Origin of the sequence: Saccharopolyspora sp. NFXS83 (genome assembly GCF_026241095.1) — a bacterium.
GTDB lineage: Bacteria > Actinomycetota > Actinomycetes > Mycobacteriales > Pseudonocardiaceae > Saccharopolyspora_C.
This window is the reverse complement of the sequence record NZ_JAPFGB010000002.1, coordinates 299060-316169: the sequence shown is the minus strand read 5'-3', so window position 1 is coordinate 316169 and position 17110 is coordinate 299060. Positions and strand designations below refer to the sequence as shown.

At 72.3% G+C, this 17110-nt stretch carries 15 protein-coding genes; 9 read left to right on the top strand and 6 right to left on the bottom strand.

Going from position 1 to position 17110, the window contains the following annotated elements:
* Positions 1-50: 50 nt before the first annotated feature.
* The gene (locus tag OOZ19_RS03720) at positions 51-539 is read right to left on the bottom strand and encodes a hypothetical protein (RefSeq protein ID WP_266088237.1); all 489 of its coding nucleotides are present in this window, start codon (positions 537-539) and stop codon (positions 51-53) included.
* Between the two features lie 40 nt (positions 540-579).
* Positions 580-1059, bottom strand: a complete 480-nt coding sequence (locus OOZ19_RS03715; RefSeq protein ID WP_266088235.1) for a CGNR zinc finger domain-containing protein — start codon at positions 1057-1059, stop codon at positions 580-582.
* A gap of 97 nt (positions 1060-1156) precedes the next feature.
* Between OOZ19_RS03715 and OOZ19_RS03710 the strand changes: the two genes are divergently transcribed.
* Both OOZ19_RS03710 and OOZ19_RS03705 read left to right on the top strand, forming a co-directional pair.
* Entirely contained in the window at positions 1157-2035 is an 879-nt protein-coding gene (locus tag OOZ19_RS03710) for an alpha/beta fold hydrolase (protein ID WP_266088233.1), read from the top strand.
* Between the two features lie 87 nt (positions 2036-2122).
* Positions 2123-2500: a PH domain-containing protein gene (locus OOZ19_RS03705; RefSeq protein WP_266088231.1), complete on the top strand. Its 378-nt coding sequence runs from the start codon at positions 2123-2125 to the stop codon at positions 2498-2500.
* Positions 2501-2522: 22 nt separating this feature from the next.
* On the opposite strand, the gene OOZ19_RS03700 is transcribed toward OOZ19_RS03705, so the two are convergent.
* On the bottom strand, positions 2523-3203 hold the full coding sequence (locus OOZ19_RS03700) for a GOLPH3/VPS74 family protein (protein ID WP_266088229.1): 681 nt from the start codon (positions 3201-3203) through the stop codon (positions 2523-2525).
* A 143-nt stretch (positions 3204-3346) separates the two neighbouring features.
* Between OOZ19_RS03700 and OOZ19_RS03695 the strand changes: the two genes are divergently transcribed.
* The gene (locus OOZ19_RS03695) at positions 3347-3514 is read left to right on the top strand and encodes an aspartate 1-decarboxylase (protein WP_266088227.1); all 168 of its coding nucleotides are present in this window, start codon (positions 3347-3349) and stop codon (positions 3512-3514) included.
* A gap of 141 nt (positions 3515-3655) precedes the next feature.
* Here OOZ19_RS03695 and OOZ19_RS03690 read toward each other — a convergent pair whose 3' ends face one another.
* Positions 3656-4696, bottom strand: coding sequence for a C40 family peptidase (locus OOZ19_RS03690; RefSeq protein ID WP_266088225.1), 1041 nt, complete (start codon positions 4694-4696; stop codon positions 3656-3658).
* Positions 4697-5403: 707 nt separating this feature from the next.
* On the opposite strand from OOZ19_RS03690, the gene OOZ19_RS03685 reads away from it, so the two are divergent.
* Genes OOZ19_RS03685 through OOZ19_RS03665 form a run of 5 tightly spaced genes read left to right on the top strand, consistent with a single transcriptional unit; the run spans position 5404 to position 12458 of the window.
* A complete protein-coding gene (locus OOZ19_RS03685; RefSeq protein WP_266088223.1) occupies positions 5404-6438 on the top strand; it encodes a hypothetical protein in 1035 nt (344 codons plus the stop codon).
* A complete protein-coding gene (locus OOZ19_RS03680) occupies positions 6435-8777 on the top strand; it encodes a serine/threonine-protein kinase (protein WP_266088221.1) in 2343 nt (780 codons plus the stop codon). Before OOZ19_RS03685 ends, OOZ19_RS03680 begins: the two co-directional genes overlap by 4 nt.
* A complete protein-coding gene (locus OOZ19_RS03675) occupies positions 8774-10195 on the top strand; it encodes a vWA domain-containing protein (protein WP_266088219.1) in 1422 nt (473 codons plus the stop codon). The genes OOZ19_RS03680 and OOZ19_RS03675 overlap by 4 nt, the downstream gene beginning before the upstream one ends.
* Positions 10192-11178 (top strand): GlnX family signal transduction membrane protein, encoded by a 987-nt coding sequence (locus OOZ19_RS03670; RefSeq protein WP_266088217.1) that lies wholly within the window; start codon positions 10192-10194, stop codon positions 11176-11178. Before OOZ19_RS03675 ends, OOZ19_RS03670 begins: the two co-directional genes overlap by 4 nt.
* A complete protein-coding gene (locus tag OOZ19_RS03665; protein WP_266088215.1) occupies positions 11175-12458 on the top strand; it encodes an ABC transporter substrate-binding protein in 1284 nt (427 codons plus the stop codon). The genes OOZ19_RS03670 and OOZ19_RS03665 overlap by 4 nt, the downstream gene beginning before the upstream one ends.
* A gap of 31 nt (positions 12459-12489) precedes the next feature.
* Here OOZ19_RS03665 and OOZ19_RS03660 read toward each other — a convergent pair whose 3' ends face one another.
* Both OOZ19_RS03660 and OOZ19_RS03655 read right to left on the bottom strand, forming a co-directional pair.
* Entirely contained in the window at positions 12490-13653 is a 1164-nt protein-coding gene (locus tag OOZ19_RS03660; RefSeq protein ID WP_266088213.1) for an FAD-dependent monooxygenase, read from the bottom strand.
* Entirely contained in the window at positions 13650-14132 is a 483-nt protein-coding gene (locus OOZ19_RS03655; protein WP_266088211.1) for a hypothetical protein, read from the bottom strand. The genes OOZ19_RS03660 and OOZ19_RS03655 overlap by 4 nt, the downstream gene beginning before the upstream one ends.
* A 658-nt stretch (positions 14133-14790) precedes the next feature.
* On the opposite strand from OOZ19_RS03655, the gene OOZ19_RS03650 reads away from it, so the two are divergent.
* Positions 14791-17064 carry a cytochrome P450/oxidoreductase gene (locus tag OOZ19_RS03650; RefSeq protein ID WP_266088209.1) on the top strand — a complete coding sequence of 758 codons (2274 nt, stop codon included), beginning with the start codon at positions 14791-14793 and terminating at the stop codon, positions 17062-17064.
* Positions 17065-17110 lie beyond the last annotated feature (46 nt).

Below are 17110 nucleotides of genomic sequence, written 5' to 3'. Positions count from 1 at the left end.
GCGCCCCGCCGTGCGACCGCGGTTCTCACCGGTGTGCGGCGGGATTGCGATCAGGCGGGGGAGTCCACTGCGGACTTCCGTTCCGGCGGAGGAGTGCTCCGTGCGGGTGCGGGCAGGAGCAGCACGATCGAGACGACGACGAGCAGCGCGAGGCTGCCCATGCTGAGCAGCTGATCCCGCAGCCCGTACATGTGCAGCATCGTGGCGTGGTAGCCGAGGTGCAGGCCGTTGAACACCAGCCACGACGCTCCGGTGGCGCGCGTGAGCACCACGTCGGTGATCCGCCACAGCGCCAGGGCGCTGAGCACGGCCAGCGTGAGGAACGCGGCGCCGGTGTCCCTCGCCAGGTGCTCGTTGTACGGGCCGAGCTGGGGCAGCCAGCTCAGGCCGAATCCGGGGAAGTACCGGTGCCAGGCCGCTGGGGTGGAGTAGGCCCAGGCGCCGGTGCCGACGGAGACCAGCAGGAGGATCGCCAGGCACCCGCGATCGAGGGCGGTCTTCAGCTTCGACGGGGTCGCCGACGGTGTGGAGCGGGGCATGTCGGTGGCCTTCCCGTCGTCCTGGTGATCCGGTGCCCGATCATCGGGTGCGTTCGTAGTGGCGGCGCGCCTTCTCGCGGTTGCCGCAGGTGGCCATCGAGCACCACCGAGCGCGGTTGGCGCGGCTGCGGTCGAGCAGGAACAGCCGGCATTCGCCGTTGGCGCAGGGGCGCAGCCTGCCGGGCAGGCGTTGCTCGGTGTCGGCCCAGGCGAGCACCGCCGCCACGGCGAGCCGGGCGTGCGGGGGAGCCTCCACCGTCCACCGCAGGCCCTCGGAGGTGACCTCCGGGACTTGGCGGACCCCGTCGAGCAGCGGGCGCAGCGCCTCGGGCGAGGTCGTCGCGCACACCACGTCCCGCAGGACGTCCCGCGCCTCGCGCAGCAGCGCCAGTTCCGCGAGGCTGCCGTCGCCGCCGTGCTCCCGCGCCCAGCGCCTGCCCGAGTCCGGGTCGCCGAGCTCGTCCTGTTCCGCGCCGTTGATCAGCGGCCTGCTGTTGAGCAGGTCGAGCAGCGTGTCCATGCACCCCCCTCTAACCCCTTCGATCGTTTTGACAGGTTAGCTCATTTCGTGCTTGCATGACGGAACTAACCAGATTATGCAAGTGAAGGGGTTAGAAATGAGCTCGGTGCACCACCGGACCGCCCTCGTCGACGGCCACGAGATCTTCTACCGCGAAGCCGGCCCCGCCGACGCTCCCGCGATCGTCCTGCTGCACGGCTATCCGACGAGCTCGTTCATGTTCCGCGAGCTCATCCCGCTGCTGGCCGGGGATTACCACGTCATCGCCCCGGACCACCTCGGCTTCGGCCGCTCCGCCGCTCCCGGCGCCGCGGAGTTCACCTACACCTTCGACGCGCTCGCCCGGATCACCGCCGGGCTGCTCGACCGGCTGGGACTGGAGCGCTACGCCCTCTACGTCCAGGACTACGGCGCCCCCATCGGGTGGCGGCTCGCGCTGGAGCAGCCCGAGCGGATCACCGCGCTGGTCACCCAGAACGGCAACGGTTACGAGGACGGATTCGTCGAGTCGTTCTGGAACGACGTCTGGGCGTACGCGGCGAACCCCGGGCCCGGCACCGAACCACCGGTGCGCGCGGCGCTGGGCATCGACGCCCTCCGCTGGCAGTACCTGCACGGCGTGCCGGACCCGAGCGTGGTCAGCCCCGACACCTGGGAGCACGACTTCGCCCACCTCTCCCGCGAGGGCAACGACGAGATCCAGCTGGCGCTGTTCCGCGACTACCCGAACAACCGGCCGCTCTACCCTCGGCTGCACGAATTCCTGCGCACCAGCGGGGTTCCGGTGCTCGCGGTGTGGGGCCGCAACGACGAGATCTTCGGTCCGGACGGCGCGCGCGCCTTCGCTCGCGACGCCGAGGACGCGGAGGTGCACCTGATCGGCGGCGGGCATTTCCTGCTGGAGAGCCACTTGGACGTCGTGGCCGGTCACCTCCGCGGCTTCCTCGGGCGGGTGCTGGACCGGCCGAGCCGCTGATGATCGGGCGACGGCCGGATCACGGCTGCCGGGCGCGGAGCTTCGGTACCGTGATCTCCAGAAGCGCAGATCGTCAGGGGAGTGGAAATGGCTTTATTCGGCGGCATGATGGGCAACGCGTCGAGCATCGATCCGCGTGCGGCGGCCAAGGAATTCGGGCGCCTGCTGGCGCAGGGCGAAGTCGTCCACGCCGCGTACCAGTTGATCCGGGACTCGTTCGTGTTCACCGACCGGCGCCTGATCCTCGTCGACAAGCAGGGGATGACCGGTCGCAAGATCGAGTACCACTCGATCCCGTACCGCAGCATCACCCACTTCTCCGTCGAGACCGCGGGGACCTTCGACCTCGACGCGGAGCTGAAGATCTGGCTCTCCGGTGGTGTCGAACCGATCGTGAAGCAGTTCGGCAAGGGCGTCGACGTCTACGAGGTGCAGGCCCTCATGAGCACCTACGCCGCGGGCTGATCCCGGCTCGGCGGACGAGTCATCACGTCGTGACGGTCGTGATGACCACCGCCGTGCTGGCGGCGGTGAAGGACGCGGCGACGCCGACCACCGCGTCGTTGACCGCCGCGGCTCCCCAGTCGCCCTGCTCGAACTCCTTCGCGCGGGTGGCGACCGCGCCCGACCACTTCGGTGCCGGGTCCAGGCTCGGCAGGGTGCCGCTGGCCGAGATGAGCGCGATGATCGCCGCGAGCCTGGGGTCGGCGTCCTCGCCGTGCTCCAGCACCTCGCGCATCCGGTCGCGGAGTTCGGCTTCGTGCCCGGTGTCCGCGGCGGGCAGACGGGTCGTGGTGAACAGGCCGAGGACGCGCTTGCGCTCGCGCCGGAGCAGGCCGCGCTGGACGAGGCGTTCGGTCAACGTCTTCCAGAGGTCGGCGCCGATCGTCACCAGCAGCGTCTGGGCGTGCCGGGGACGCGCCGCGATCGCGTCGTAGGCGGCTTGCAGCACCGGGTCGGGGAGCGGGCCGTCGCCCGTCGCGAGGATCTTCGTGCCCTTGTACCAGGGGCGGTCCTCTTCCGGCCGGATCCGGCCCAGCAGCGCGAGTTCGACCAGCACCGCGCCGGCCAGCGTCTGCTGGAGCGTGGCGGCTCCGGCCGGGACGCCGTGCTCGTCGTCGAGCATCAGCAGCAGGACGTCCTCGACGATCAGCGTTTCCTCCTGCATGGTCTCCCTCTCCTCGGTCGGTGCCCGCCGGCGCCGGACGTGCTCGCGGCGCGAGCGCTCGCGTGGAGTGCAGCCGACACCAGGCCGGTGGGGCATGGTCAAGCGCCGCCGCGCCGGGCGGCGCCGATCGTCCGGGCGATCTCGTGATCATCATCGGCTACGCCCTCCTCGACGACGAGGCGGCCCGGCGGCTCGAACCGAGCGCGCTGTTCGTCGACGGGGAGAACCGGACCGTGAACCGGGGGTCGGACCCCGCCGAGGTGCCACCCGGATCCGAGCTGCTCCGCGGTGACCGCACGGCCACCGGCTAGCGCGTCCGCGAACGCGGCACGCGCGCGGATCCCTCGGCCCAGCGGAGCGTTCCCGGCTCCGCCACCGGGAGATCCGGCGCGCTCACCTGAACCGGCTCGCAGGCCTCCGGCGGCGAGTGCCGGTCCCGCCGGCGGGCGGGCTCACCCCGCGAAGCGGCGGACGCTGTTGACCTGGCCCATGTACTCGACCTCTTCGACGGTGACGTCCTGGCCTTCGGTCGGGGCGTGCACGATCTTGCCGTTGCCGATGTAGATGCCGTTGTGGCTGCCCGAGCTGTAGAAGAAGATCACGTCGCCGGGTTTCATCTCGCTCTGGGAGACCTTCTTGCCCTCCGAGATCTGCGACTGAGTCGAGCTGGGCAGCGACACCCCCGCCTGGCGGAAGGACCACGCGACGAGCCCGGAGCAGTCGAACTGCTCAGGCCCCTTGGCGCCGAACACGTACGGCGAGCCCTGCTTGCTCAGCGCGGCGTTGACCGCCTCGATCGCGGTGCCGGAACCGAGCAGCGAGCCGACCGAGCTGCCGCCGGACATCGATTCCTGCTCTTGCTCGCTCAGGCTGTTGTACTGCTCCTTGACCTTCGCGACCTGGGCGTCCATCGCGTCCTTCTTGCCCGCTATTTCCCCCTCGATGCGAGCCGCCTCGGCCGCCGCGGTCTCCGCGCGCCCGCGCGCGTCCTGGGCCTGGCGCTCGGCGCCCTCGGCCCGGTGGGTCGCTCCGGACAACGCCTTGACGGCGTCGTTGTTGTCCTTGGCCAGCACGTCCAACGCCGAGGACCGGTCCAGGAAGTCGTCCGGCGACTCGCTGACCAGCAGCGCGGAGAGCTTGTTCAGTCGAGCTCCCTGGTAGGACGCGTGCACCAGCCGGTCGACCCCGCTGCGGAACCGCTGCTCGTCGGCCCGCGCCTGCCCGGCGACCCGGCCGGCCTGGTCGCTGTCGGCGTTCGCCTGGTCCAGCTCACCCCGCCGCTTGGCGTGGTCGTCCTGCGCCTTCTTGTACGTCTCCGTCAGTTCCTCGGCCTGGCGCCCCAGTTCCTTCAACTGCTTCTGGGCGTCCGACGCGTTGCCCGGCGGCTGCGCGACGGCCGGCGGCGCGGACACGCCGACGGCGGTGGCGACCACCGTGGCCGCCAGGGCTCCGCCCATCGAACGCTTCAACTTGGACGACGACGCTGAACGCACACAACTCCTTTTGCCGCTGACACCGGCACATCGGCCCACGAAGGCCCGAGGCTCGGATGAACGATCGCCTCGACGAGGCCGCCCACCGATTCGGCGCGATTCGCGGAGCCCCCTGCCGGATGGCTGATCACCGCGAAACCGCGGCACAGGCTACGCACAACGCGACCGCGTGGTCCACCGGCGGGAAGTGGCATTCGGCACAGTGCTTTCGCGGCGCTGTGATCAGCGATTTCCGTTGCCGTTACAGGACTTGGGGCATTGCGCCGATTACCGCGCGGACCCGATGGCGACGTTGTGCGATCAGTTGTGCGCGCATGGGTACGGGGTGTGCCCATTGGGAGCGATCCGCTGCGAGTTCGCGTTCGTCGAATCCGGGCGGAGTGGTCTTTCGAACGCGCCAGGGAATTCGCCGCCGCATCGAAGCAACTCCGCGACGGACCGCACTGCCGCGAGATCACCGCGCATTCTCGCGCCATCGGCGGAAGTCCGGCCTGGACGCCCAAGGGGCCGATCGGAGCGGATCGTCACTCGTTCGGCCGATTCCGGTGCGAATCAGCTACCGGGTCGCCGACCTGTTCGGACGCCCCGTTGCTCGGATCAGGTGATCCGCGCGCCCGGCCCAGCGCGGCGTGGTGCGACCAGCGGTGATCAACCGTGCACTCGGAGTATCGTTCGCGGTGATCTCCGACGAGGGGGTGAGGCGCGACGTGGGGGAGCGACGGACGCCGGAGACGGGCACGGGGCCGAAGAAGGCGGTGCGCAACCAGGTTCGGGGCGAGGCCGGGAACGTGGTGCAGGCGGACCGCATCGCGGGCGACGTGCACATCCACCGCGACGTCTACCTGTTCGTCACCGGCGGGTTCGGTGTGCTGCGCGACGGGAACCCGGTGCGAGCCCGACCGCTGAGCATGGCCGGGTGCACGTCGAGCGACGCGCGGGCGGAGATCGTGGCGACGGTCGGCGGCGCGATCGAGCAGGTGTGGCCGGACTCGGCGCCACGACGGCCGGAGCCCGAGGCCGCGGGCGAAGCAGCGCGGCCGGGATCCGCGCCCCCACCGGTGGAAACCGAGCCGCGCACCCTGGTGCTGGACGGCATCGACGAGGCGTCCGAGCCGGAGCGGGTGCTGCGCGAGGTGCTCGCGCCGGTGGCAGGCCACGGCATCCGACTGGTGCTGGCCTTCCGCAGCGGCTCCTCCGCCGCGCTGCGGGTGGCGCGGGAGCTGTGGCCGGAGCAGGACGGGGATCCGGAGGTGTTCCTGGCCCGGCTGGACCTGCTGGCGCGGGCGGTCGACGAACTCGCGCAGCGGGAGAACGCGCTGCACCGCCACCACGCGCACGTCGCGGGCAGGATCGCCGGGGCGCCCGCGGTCCCGGACCGGGCCATCGAGCTGCGCCTGGTGGTCACCGGGCTGCGGCGGGACGATCCGGGGATGGCACCGGAGGAGCGGGCGCAGCGGCTCGCCCGCGCCGAAGCCGACGTCGAGGCCACCTCACGCCTGCTGCGAGAGCGGCGCGGCGAGCTGGACTCCCTGGTGGAGCGGCGCGACGACCTGCGCGGGCTGCTGGAGGCCTACCGGGCGCAGGCGATCGACCACGGCTTCGTCGAGGACGTCGTGCTGGACGAGCCGTACCGGCGCTCGCACGACGCGTTGTGGCGGCGGGGGCCCTGCGATCTGGACGCGGCCACGGAACTCGTGCGCGGCTACGGGGCGGCCGTGCGCGCGCGGATCGGCCCGGCATGACCGCCCCCTGCGACCGTCCGGGGTGCGGCGGAACCGTGGTGGCGACCGGGTTCTGCGATCGCTGCGGTCGTCGTCCGTCCCCCTTTCCCGCGCCGACCCAGGCCGAACGGGCGGTCGCCCCGAGCTCCGCGAGCGGGCCGAGGGGGAGCGACAGCGGCGCCTGGGTCAGCGGCGATCTGCTGTCGTTGCCGGTGTTCGAGCTGCCGGACCCGTCGAGCCTGGTGCTGGTGAACGCGGAAGTTCCGGAGGCGAGCCGGGTCTGCGCCGAGTGCGGCCATGCCGTCGCGCGGACCTTCGCGGGACAGCCGCCGCTGCTGGACGGGGTGTGCGGGCAGTGCGGTGCGCGGTACTCGTTCTCGCTGAAGCTCGTGGCGGGGGACCTGCTCGCCGACCGCTACGAGGTGGTCGGGCCGTTGCAGCGCGGCGGGCTCGGCTGGGTCTACCTCGCCAAGGCCCGCAACCTGGACGACACCTACGTGGTCCTCAAAGGACTGATCAACAGCCGGGACCGGCGGGCCCGCGAACTGGTGGCCAACGAGCGCACCGCGCTGACCAGGCTGGACCACCCGAACATCGTGCGCATCTACGACTTCGTGCAACACCCCGATCCGGTCTCCGGCGAGCCGGTCGACTACCTGGTGATGGAGCACGTCGGCGGCCCGTCGCTCGCGCAGCTCAAGAACGATCCGGCGGTGCGGGCCCGGCACGGGGAAGTGCGGGTGGAGCACGTCATCGCCTACGGGCTGGAGATCCTGGCGGCGCTGGAGCACCTGCACGGCACCGGGTTGCTGTACTGCGACATGAAACCGGGCAATGTCATCCGCAGCACCAACCGGTTGAAGGTGATCGATCTGGGCGCGGTGCGCGGGATCGACGACCAGGAAGGTCCCGTCGTCGGCACCCGCGGCTACCAGGTGCCGGACGAGGAACGCGAGCTTTACGGGCTGACGATCCGCTCCGATCTGCACACGGTCGGGCGGACCCTGGAGACCTTGTTCCACGTGACCGAGGAGTCCTGGTCGCCGGGCACGCGACTGCAGGCGGCCGGCGGAGCTCCCGGCAGCAGCCGGGTCGGGGAACCGGAAACCTCGCCGGACGAGGCCGTGCCCACCGCAGGCGTGGCGCCGGAATCAGGCGACGCCTACGGGGTGGCGTCGTTCCGCCGCGTGCTGGCCCGCGCCACCGGGCCGTTCGAGCAGCGGTTCACCACGGCCGCGGAGATGGGCGAGCAGCTGCTCGGCGTGCTGCGGGAGATCCTCGCGCTGCGCGGGATGTCGTTGCGCCCCAGCCCGTCCCGGTTGTTCGAGGACCCCACCGCGCTGCTGGACACCGGGCTCGGCTCGATCCCGCCGCTGCGGCGGTGGACCGGTGCGCGGACGCTCGCCGAGCTGGCGGCGGAACTCGACGACGGCCGCCCCTCGCCCGCCCGCGCCGCCGCCGCGCTGCCCGTGCCGCTGGTGCGCGCCGACGACCCGGAGGCCGGGTACCTCGCCGCGCTGGTCACCACCGACGCCCGCGAACTGCTCGCCACGCTGGACGGTTCCGAGCGCGAGTCCGCCGAAATCCACCTGCGGGCCTGCCGCGCGCTGATCCGGCTCGGCGAGGCCGACGCGGCGGAGTCCCGGCTGGCGGCGGCCGAGCAGGCCGACCGGCGCGCGCCCGACTGGCGGTCCGCGTACTTCCGCGGCCTGCTCGCCCTCGTCCGGGAGGACGTGCCCGCGGCCCGCCGGGAGTTCACCGCGGTGCGCGATGCGCTGCCGGGCGAGCTGGTTCCCAAGCTGGCGCTGGCGTTCTGCGCCGAGCACGCGGGCGACGCGGCCGAGGCGCGGGCCGCGTACGAGGCCGCGTGGCCGCAGGACCGCAGGACCGCGAACGCCGCGTTCGGCCTCGCCCGGATGGCGCTCGCGGACGGAGCGCGCGACCTCGCGGTCGAGGCCTTGGACGACGTTCCGCCGGAATGCCGCCACGCGCAGGAGTCCCGCGTGGCGGCATTCCGGGTGCGGGCCGGTCGCCTCCGCGGCGGCGAGTTGCCCGGCGCCGACGATCTCGCCGACGCGGTGCGCCGGTTGGACGCGCTGTCGCTGGACGGCGGCGAGCCCGACGGTGCGGGCCGAGCCAGGCTGGCCGCGTCGTTGCGGGAGGTCGCGCTCGCCCGAGCCCGCCGGGAACCGGTGCGGCTGCCCGACAGCGCCGTGCTGGGCGCGAACCCGGACGTCCGCTCGTTGCGCGTGCTGCTGGAGAACTCGATCCGCAGGCTCGCCGGGCAAGCCGGGCGAGCCGACGCGCACGCGGCACTGGTCGACCTGGCCAACGACGTGCGGCCGAGGACGTGGTGGTGACGGTGGCCGAGCCGGGGGACGCGATGGGGGCCGCGGTGCGCCTGCGGCTGAGCCAGCACAAGTACATGTCCACATCGGACTCCCGGATGCACGCGGTGCTCACCGTCTCGGCCGGTGATCTCGGCCCCGCTCGGGAATCCGCCGAGGTGCTGCTGGTGGACTGCTCCGGCTCGATGAGCACGCCGCCCACCAAGATCACCGAAGCGCGCCGGGCCGCGATCGGCGCGCTCGACGCGCTGCCCGACGGGGTGTTGTTCGCCGTGGTGCAGGGCACCGACCGCGCCCGGATGGCCTATCCGCGCACCCCCGAACTGGCCCGGATGGACGCGCGGACCCGCGACGAGGCCACCACGGCGGTGTCCCGGCTGTACGCGGGCGGCGGCACGGCGATGGGCGGCTGGCTGCAGCTGGCCGATCGGCTGCTGGCCGGGCACGGCGGTGCCGTCCGGCACGCGCTGCTGCTCACCGACGGCCGCGACGAGGGCGAGAGCGTCGCGGTGCTGGACCGCGCGCTGCGCGAGTGCGCCGGGCACTTCGTCTGCGACGCGAGGGGGATCGGCGAGGACTGGCGCCCGGACGAGCTGCGCCGCATCGCGTCGGCGCTGCGCGGCGGAGCCGACTCGGTGCGCGTCGAAGCGGAGCTGGCCGACGACTTCCGGCGGCTGGTCCGGGCGGCGATGGCGAAGGTGCTGCCGGACCTGCTGATCCGGGTCACCGCGCTGCCCGGTTCCCGCCTGCGCTTCTTCAAGCAGGCGTTCCCGGCCGAGCTGGAGCTCCAGCCGACCTCCCGCGGCGAGCGCACCGCCGAATTCCGCACCGGGACCTGGGGGCCGGGGGAGGTCCGCGAGTACCACCTGGGCGTGGACCTGCGCCACGACGGGGAGCCGATGGCCGAGGACCTGCAGATCGCGGTGGTGCAGCCGGTGCGCGCGGGCGACGGCGGCGAACTCGGCCCGCCGGTGCCGGTGCTGGTGCACTGGACCGACGATCCGCAGCTGTCCAGCCGCATCGATCCGCTGGTCGCGCACTACACCGGTCAGGCCGACCTGAACGCGGCCGTGCTCGCCGGGTGCGACGCCTTCGACCGCGGCGACGCAGAGGGCGCGCGGCGGCACTGGGCGCGGGCGGTGGTGCTGGCCCACGACTCCGGCAACGAGGAGGTGCTGGCCCGGCTGCGACGGCTGGTGGAGATCCGCGATGCCGCGGGGGGCGTGGTCGCGGTGCGCCCGGACTTGCGGCGGGTGGACTTCCTCAACGCCGCCGTCGGATCCAACATCTCCACCCGCGGTCCGGAACGCGCGCCGTCGGCCGTCCCGGCGGGCCCGGAACGGCGGTGCCCCGAGTGCGACCGCCGCAACCCCGGTGACGCGCGCTACTGCGAGTGCGGGCACCGGTTCGGCACCGGGAGCGGGCGATGACGGCGTCCACGATGCGGTACCTGCGCCGCCGGCGGACCGCGCTGCTGGTGCTGATCGCGCTCACGGCGGTGTTCTCCGCGTGGTCGTTCTACCGCGTGCACACCGCGCTGCCCGCGGCCGGTGAAGTGCTCGCCGCGCGGGAGGCGCTGGTGGACGCGCACCGGGGAGCGGTGGACGGGATCCGCTCCGGCGAGGTGCTGCTGGCCGGGCCGGGCGAGGAGTACCGCACCCAGCTGGCCATCGCGCAACGGCACCTCACCGAGGTCGCCCAGACCGGGTTGCCGGACGTGGATCCGTCCCGGCTGGAGGTCGCGCAGGGCCTGCTCGCCTCCTACGGGGCGGAGATGGACCTGGCCGCCACCGGTTTCCGGGAGAACCCGGCTTCCCCGCTGGGCACCACCTACCTGTGGAACGCGACGCTGCTGCTGGACCGGCCCGGCGAGGGAGTGCTGTTCCAGCTCGACGTGCTGCGCGCCGAGTACCTGCGGGCCGCCGAAGCGCGGGTGGCGACGATCGTGCTGTGGCTGGTGCCCGCGGTGTTGCTGCTGGTGCTGCTGGTGGTCGTGCAGGTGCGGCTGGCGCGGCGGTTCCGGCGGGTGCTGAACCCGCCGCTGGTGCTGGCCACGGCGTGCGCGGCCGGACTCGCCGAGGTCGCCTCCCGGATCCTGGTGACGCGGGCCCGCTTGGAACCGCTGGCCGAGCAGTGGACGACGCGGACTTGGCACGACGACCTCGGCTACCGGGACGCGGTGCTGCGCGTGCTGACCGAGCAGTGCCCGCGCGATCTCGCCGCGTGCGGGGTCACCGCGCAGCGCTGGGCGGCGCGGTTCCCCGGCCCCGTCGACACCGGCGCGGGCGCGGTGGAGGTCGGAGCGGACGCCGCGCTGCTGTGGACCATCCCGGTGCTGGCGGTGGCGACGGCGCTGCTGGTGCAGCTCGGCTTCTCCGCCCGCATCGACGAGTACAGGTACCGGTCCCGATGAGGCGAACAGCGCGTGCGGCGGTCTGCTGCTCGGTCCTGGCGATGCTGCTGGCCGGGCTGAGCGGATGCCGGATTCCCGGCACGGCGGGCAGCGTGACCGTGCTCGGCCCGTGGACCGGCCGGGAGCAGACCGAGTTCACCAGGGCGCTCGACGAGTTCACCGCGCAGACCGGGATCCGGGTGGACTTCCAGGGCACCCGCGCGCTCGGGCAGGTGCTGTCCTCGGGGTTGCGCGACGGCACGCCGCCGGACGTGGCGGTGCTGCCCAGCATCGGCGACCTGCCGCGCTACGGCGACCGGCTCGAACCGCTCGACGACGTGCTGGACCGAGGCTGGACCGCGGAGCACAGCCGCCAGTGGCAGGACCTGGCGCGCGTCGGCGGCGGCCCGATCCGCGCGGTGCCGGTGCACGTGAGCCTCAAGAGTATGGTCTGGTTCCCGCCTGGTGTCCCGCCGCCGCGCGACGCCGCGGACCTGGACGAGCTGAGCCGTTCGCTGCGCGAGTCCGGCACCGCGCCGTGGTGCGTCGGCATGTCCGCGTCCGCCACGTCCGGCTGGCCCGGCACGGACTGGATCGAGGACCTGCTGCTGCGGCAATCGGGCCCGGAGGTCTACCGCCAGTGGATCGCGGGCGAACTGCCGTGGACCTCGCCGCAGGTCCGGCGGGCCTGGCAGACCTGGCAGGAGTTCGCCGACTCCGGCCAGGTGCGCGGTGGGCGGATCGCCGCGCTGCTCACGGAATTCCAGGACGCGTCGCGCCCGATGTCCGCCGACCCGCCGCAATGCCTGTTGGAACACCAGGGTTCGTTCATGGGCGGGGTGTACGCGGCGCGCGGCGTGCCCGCGGCGGACTTCGCCCGGTTCCCCGGTTTCACGCCCGAGCATCCCGGCTCCGCCGGGACCTGGGAGGTGTCGGCCGACGTGGCCGGGATGTTCCGCGACACCCCGCAGGCCCGCGAGCTGATCCGATTCCTGGTTTCCAGGCGGGCGCAGGAGATCTGGGCCGCGGGCGACTCCTTCTCGGCCAACTCCGCCGTGCCCGCCTCGGCCTACCGCACGCCGTCCGGGCGCCGCATCGCCGCCGTGCTCACCGACGGCGGGGACCGGTTGTGCCTGGACGGTTCCGACCTGATGCCGTCGCCGATGCGGGACGCCTTCCAGCGCGCGGTGCTGGAGCACCTGAGCGACCCGAGCAAGCTGGACTCGCTGCTGGGCTCCCTCGACCGGATCCGCTCGGGACTGCCTCGGCACCAGTGGACGGACCGCGCCTGCGGTGGGTGACCGGTGCCGATTCCGGTCGCCATGCCCGGGTTCACAGCTTTCCGGAGCCGACGTAGGTGCGGGCGAAGCGTTCCGCTTCCGGGGTCGGGGAGCTGAGGCGGTGGGCGCGGGCTCGGCGGGAGCGGAGCTCGGCCGCCGGGTCGGTGGTGTCCGGCGGGAGGTGGAGCAGGTGCAGGAGGTCTTCGGAGAACCCGAGCGCGTGCCGTGCTTGTGTTCGCCTCCGGTCGGCGTACCCGGCCAGGGCCGTCGCGTCGTCGTCCAGGTAGAGCCGCATGAGTGAGTCGGCGAGGTCCGCGGCGTCGGCGATGGCGAGGTTCATGCCCTTCGCACCGGACGGGGTCAGGACGTGCGCCGCGTCCCCGGCCAGGAAAGCCCGCTTGTGCCGGGAGGTTCGCGCGATGCTGCTGCGCATCCGCAGGACGCCGGGTTCGCCGATGTCGACGATGCCGGCGTCCTCGCCCAACCGGACCTCGAGTTCTTCGCGCACCCGCGCGGCCGGCCAGCGCGCCATGTCCTCGTCGGCGGGGACCTCCAGGTACAGGCGTCCCTGCCTGCCCGCTCTCGGCATCATGCCCGCGAAGCCGCGTTCGTGGACGGCGTAGCGGATTCCTCCGACGGGTGCGGTGAGGTCGGCGAGCATCGTCAGCCAGTCGTAGGGGTACCGGCGCTGGACGCCGGAATTCCCCGGGAACGAACGGGACACGACTCCGCGCGCGCCGTCGCACCCCACCACGCGGTCGGCGTCCACTTCGAACTCCGCGCAGCGCAGTCGCGCCCGCGTCGCGGACGTGAGGTCCACGTCCAGCACGGCGCTGTCGAAGCGCGGGGTGCGATCGGCGTCGTCGAGCGCGGCGAGCAGGTCGCGGAGCAGGAACTGCTGGGGGTAGACGCAGTGGTGATCGCCCCCGGAGTGCGCCGCGTAGTCCAGCCGGATCCGTTCGCCGGAGACCACGACGTCGCACCAGCCGTGCCAGGTGCCGTCGGTGAGCAGCCGGTCGGCCAGCCCCCACCGCCGCAGGTACTCCACGACCCGGTGCTCCACCATCCCCGCGCGAGCCTGGTCGCGCACTTCTTCCCGGGAGCGCTGCTCGATCACGAGGGCGTCGATTCCGGCCCGGTGCAGGACGTTCGCGAGCACCAGCCCCGCCGGGCCCGCGCCGACGATGGCGACCGTGGTGCGCAGCACGCGGCTCACCGGATCGCCTCGTGGTCGGCGGTGCGGTCGGCGGGGATGATCTCCGGGTTGAACAGTTCGCTGATGGCCACGGCCGGGATGTCGTGGTGCCAGAGCAGGTAGGTCTTGAACGCGGCGGGCCGCACCGGCGAGCCGTCCCAGTCGCGCAGGCCCACGTCGAGCACGGTGCGCCGGAATCCGGTTCCGGCGGCGTGCAACGCGGAGCCGAGCAGCGTCGCCGGGTCGGTGAGGCATTCGGCGCCGGGGAGGTCGATCCGCGCCACCACGTGGTTGGCCGACACCTCCCGGCCATCGTCGGTGACCAGCGTCGAACGCCGGACCACCAGCTCGTCGCCCGGCCCCAGGCCCAGCAGGCCGGCGGCCCCGGACGGCGCGGAGCGGGCGGGGACCGTGGCGTGGGCGGCGTGCTGCAGGCGCACTCGACGCCCTGTGCACGACTCCAGCAGGGTCGTGGTCAGCCCGTCGCTGCTGAGCAGCATTCTCGTGATCGGCGAGGAGAACATCGCCGTGTCGGGTGGAACCGTCGAGGCGCGACGGATTTGGAAGGGGCTCTCGGTCGTGCCCGGAGCTGCGTTGTCCAGAAGTTTCATGTACCTGAGCTGAGATAGCGGACGTGGTCTCGCTGCGTCCGGATCGATTTTCCGGCCGCCCGCGTTCGATCACATTCCAGATGTGCGGAGATGACGATACGGGACGTTAGCACGATTATTCCGGCGTGGGGAGTGTCTTCTTCGGAGTGTCTTTGAAATGGGAAAACGTGACGGAAACGGACTTCTTGAATCTTTTCGCTGGAGTGTCCGGGTTTGTTCGAATTTTGCGTGCGATCGGACGATGATCACGCCTGTTCGGTGCAATGAATGTTGGTTCTGCCGGTCCAATGGAATGCATTTCTGCTGAATTTGCGGCGCATTATGATTTCGTGGGCAAGGAAGACTCTCTCCTGATTCGAATTCTGGAAGCAGTTTCGCCGTGAGATTCTTCGAGGGCGGAGGAGCGGTCGGCGATCACCCTGCCCGGCTCCCCGCCGCGACCCCGGTCGGACCTTGGCTGCTCTCGCGGGCCGCTCTAGTCTTCGAGGTGTGCGATAACGGATCCGAAGCGCGCACGGGCCACCGGCGCGGATTTCCGGAGGCGACCATGAGCGCAGGATCGTGCCCCGTTGCCCACTCGATCTCGGCCGGTGCGGCGGCGTTCGACCCGTTCGGCGAGCGGTACCAGGCCGATCCGCCGGCCTCGCTGCGCTGGTCGCGCGACGAGGAACCGGTCTTCTACAGCCCGGAGATCGGCTATTGGGTGGTCACCCGCTACGCCGACGTCCAGGCGGTGTTCCGGGACAACGTCCTGTTCTCGCCGTCGATCGCGCTGGAGAAGATCACCCCGGTCTCGGCGGCGGCCACCCGCAAGCTCGCCGAGCACGGCTACGCCATGGATCGCACGCTGGTCAACGAGGACGAGCCCGCCCACCAGCCGCGGCGCAGGGCGCTGATGGGCTCCTTCGCGCCCGAGGCGCTCGCGGAGCACGAACCGATGGTGCGCGGGCTCGCCCGCGACTACGTCGACCGCTTCGTCGACGCGGGCGAGGCGGACCTGGTCGACGAGATGTTCTGGGAGGTCACCCTCACCGTCGCGCTGCACTTCCTGGGCGTGCCGGAGGAGGACATGCCGACGCTGCGGAAGTACTCGATCGCCCACACCGTCAACACGTGGGGACGTCCATCACCGGAGCAGCAGGTGGCGGTCGCGGACGCGGTCGGCCACTTCTGGCGGTTCGCGGGCGAGGTCGTGGCGAAGCTGCGCGCGGACCCGTCCGGGCCGGGCTGGATGCCGTGCAGCATCCGGTTGCAGCGCGAGATGCCCGAGATCATCACGGATTCCTACCTGCACTCGATGATGATGGCCGGCATCGTCGCCGCGCACGAGACGACGGCCAACGCCGCGGCCAACGCGGTGAAGTCGTTGCTGGAGAACCGTTCCGCGTGGGACGAGCTGTGCGCCGACCCGTCGCTCATCTCCAACGCCGTCGAGGAATGCCTGCGGCACAACGGATCCGTCGCCGCCTGGCGCCGCCTCGCGACCGCCGACGCGGAGATCGGGGGAGTGCGGATCCCGCGCGGCGCGAAGCTGCTCATCGTCAACTCCTCGGCCAACCACGACGAGCGGCACTTCGATGACCCGGACGGGTTCGACATCCGGCGCGACAACGCTGCGGACCACCTCACCTTCGGCTACGGCAGCCACCAGTGCCTCGGCAAGAACCTCGCCCGGATGGAACTGCAGGTGTTCCTGGAAGAGCTCACCAGCAGGCTCCCGCACATGGAACGGGTGCCCGGCCGGAAGCTGACGTACCTGCCCAACACTTCCTTCCGCGGGCCGGAGCACCTGTGGGTGCGCTGGGATCCGGCGGCCAACCCGGAACGCCGCGAGCCGGGCTTGCTGGGCCGCGAGCACCCGGTGCGCATCGGGGAACCGGTCCGCCGAGCCCTCGCGCGAGCGGTGGTGGTCGAAGCCGTCGAGCCGGTCGCCGAAGGGGTCGTGTCGGTGGCGCTGGCCGGTTCCGGCCTGCCGCGGTGGACTCCCGGCGCGCACATCGACGTGGAGCTGGGCGAGCTGTCGCGGCAGTACTCGCTGTGCGGCGACCCCGCCGACCCGGACCGGTACCGGATCGCGGTGCTGCGCGAACCGGAGAGCAGGGGCGGCTCGCGGTTCGTGCACGACCGGCTCGAAGCCGGGCAGGTGGTGCGGATCCGGGGGCCGCGCAACCACTTCCGGCTCGCCCCGGACACCGGCGGCTACGTGTTCGTCGCCGGTGGCATCGGCATCACTCCGATCATCGCGATGGCCGACCACGCCCGCGCGGCGGGTGCCGACTACGAGATCCACTACTGCGGGCGCGACGACTCGACGATGGCGTTCCTCGACCGGCTCCGCCGGGAGCACGGCGACGCGCTGACCGTGCACGCGCGCGGCGCCCGGCTCGACGTCGCAGCGCTGCTCGCCGAACCCGTCCCGGGCAGGCAGGTCTACGCGTGCGGACCGCGGGTGCTGCTCGACGCGCTGGACGAGGCGATGCGGCACTGGCCGGAGGATTCCCTGCACGTCGAGCACTTCGGCGCGGCGCAGGCGCTCCTCGATCCCGCCCGCGAGCACGCGTTCGACGCCGAGCTCGCCGACTCCGGCGGTACCGTCGCCGTCCCGGCCGACGGGACGCTGCTGTCCGCGCTGCGCGCGGCCGGCGTCGACGTCCCCAGCGACTGCGAGGAAGGCCTGTGCGGCTCTTGCGAGGTCGCGGTGCTCGACGGCGCGATCGACCACCGCGACGGGGTGCTGACCAAGGCCGAGCGCGCCGCCGGTCGCAGCATGCTGACCTGCTGCTCCCGCGCCCGCGGAACCACGCTGAGACTCGGCCTGTGAGCGGGCGGGCACACGTCGTCAGGTCCTTTGTGGACTGATCGAATCG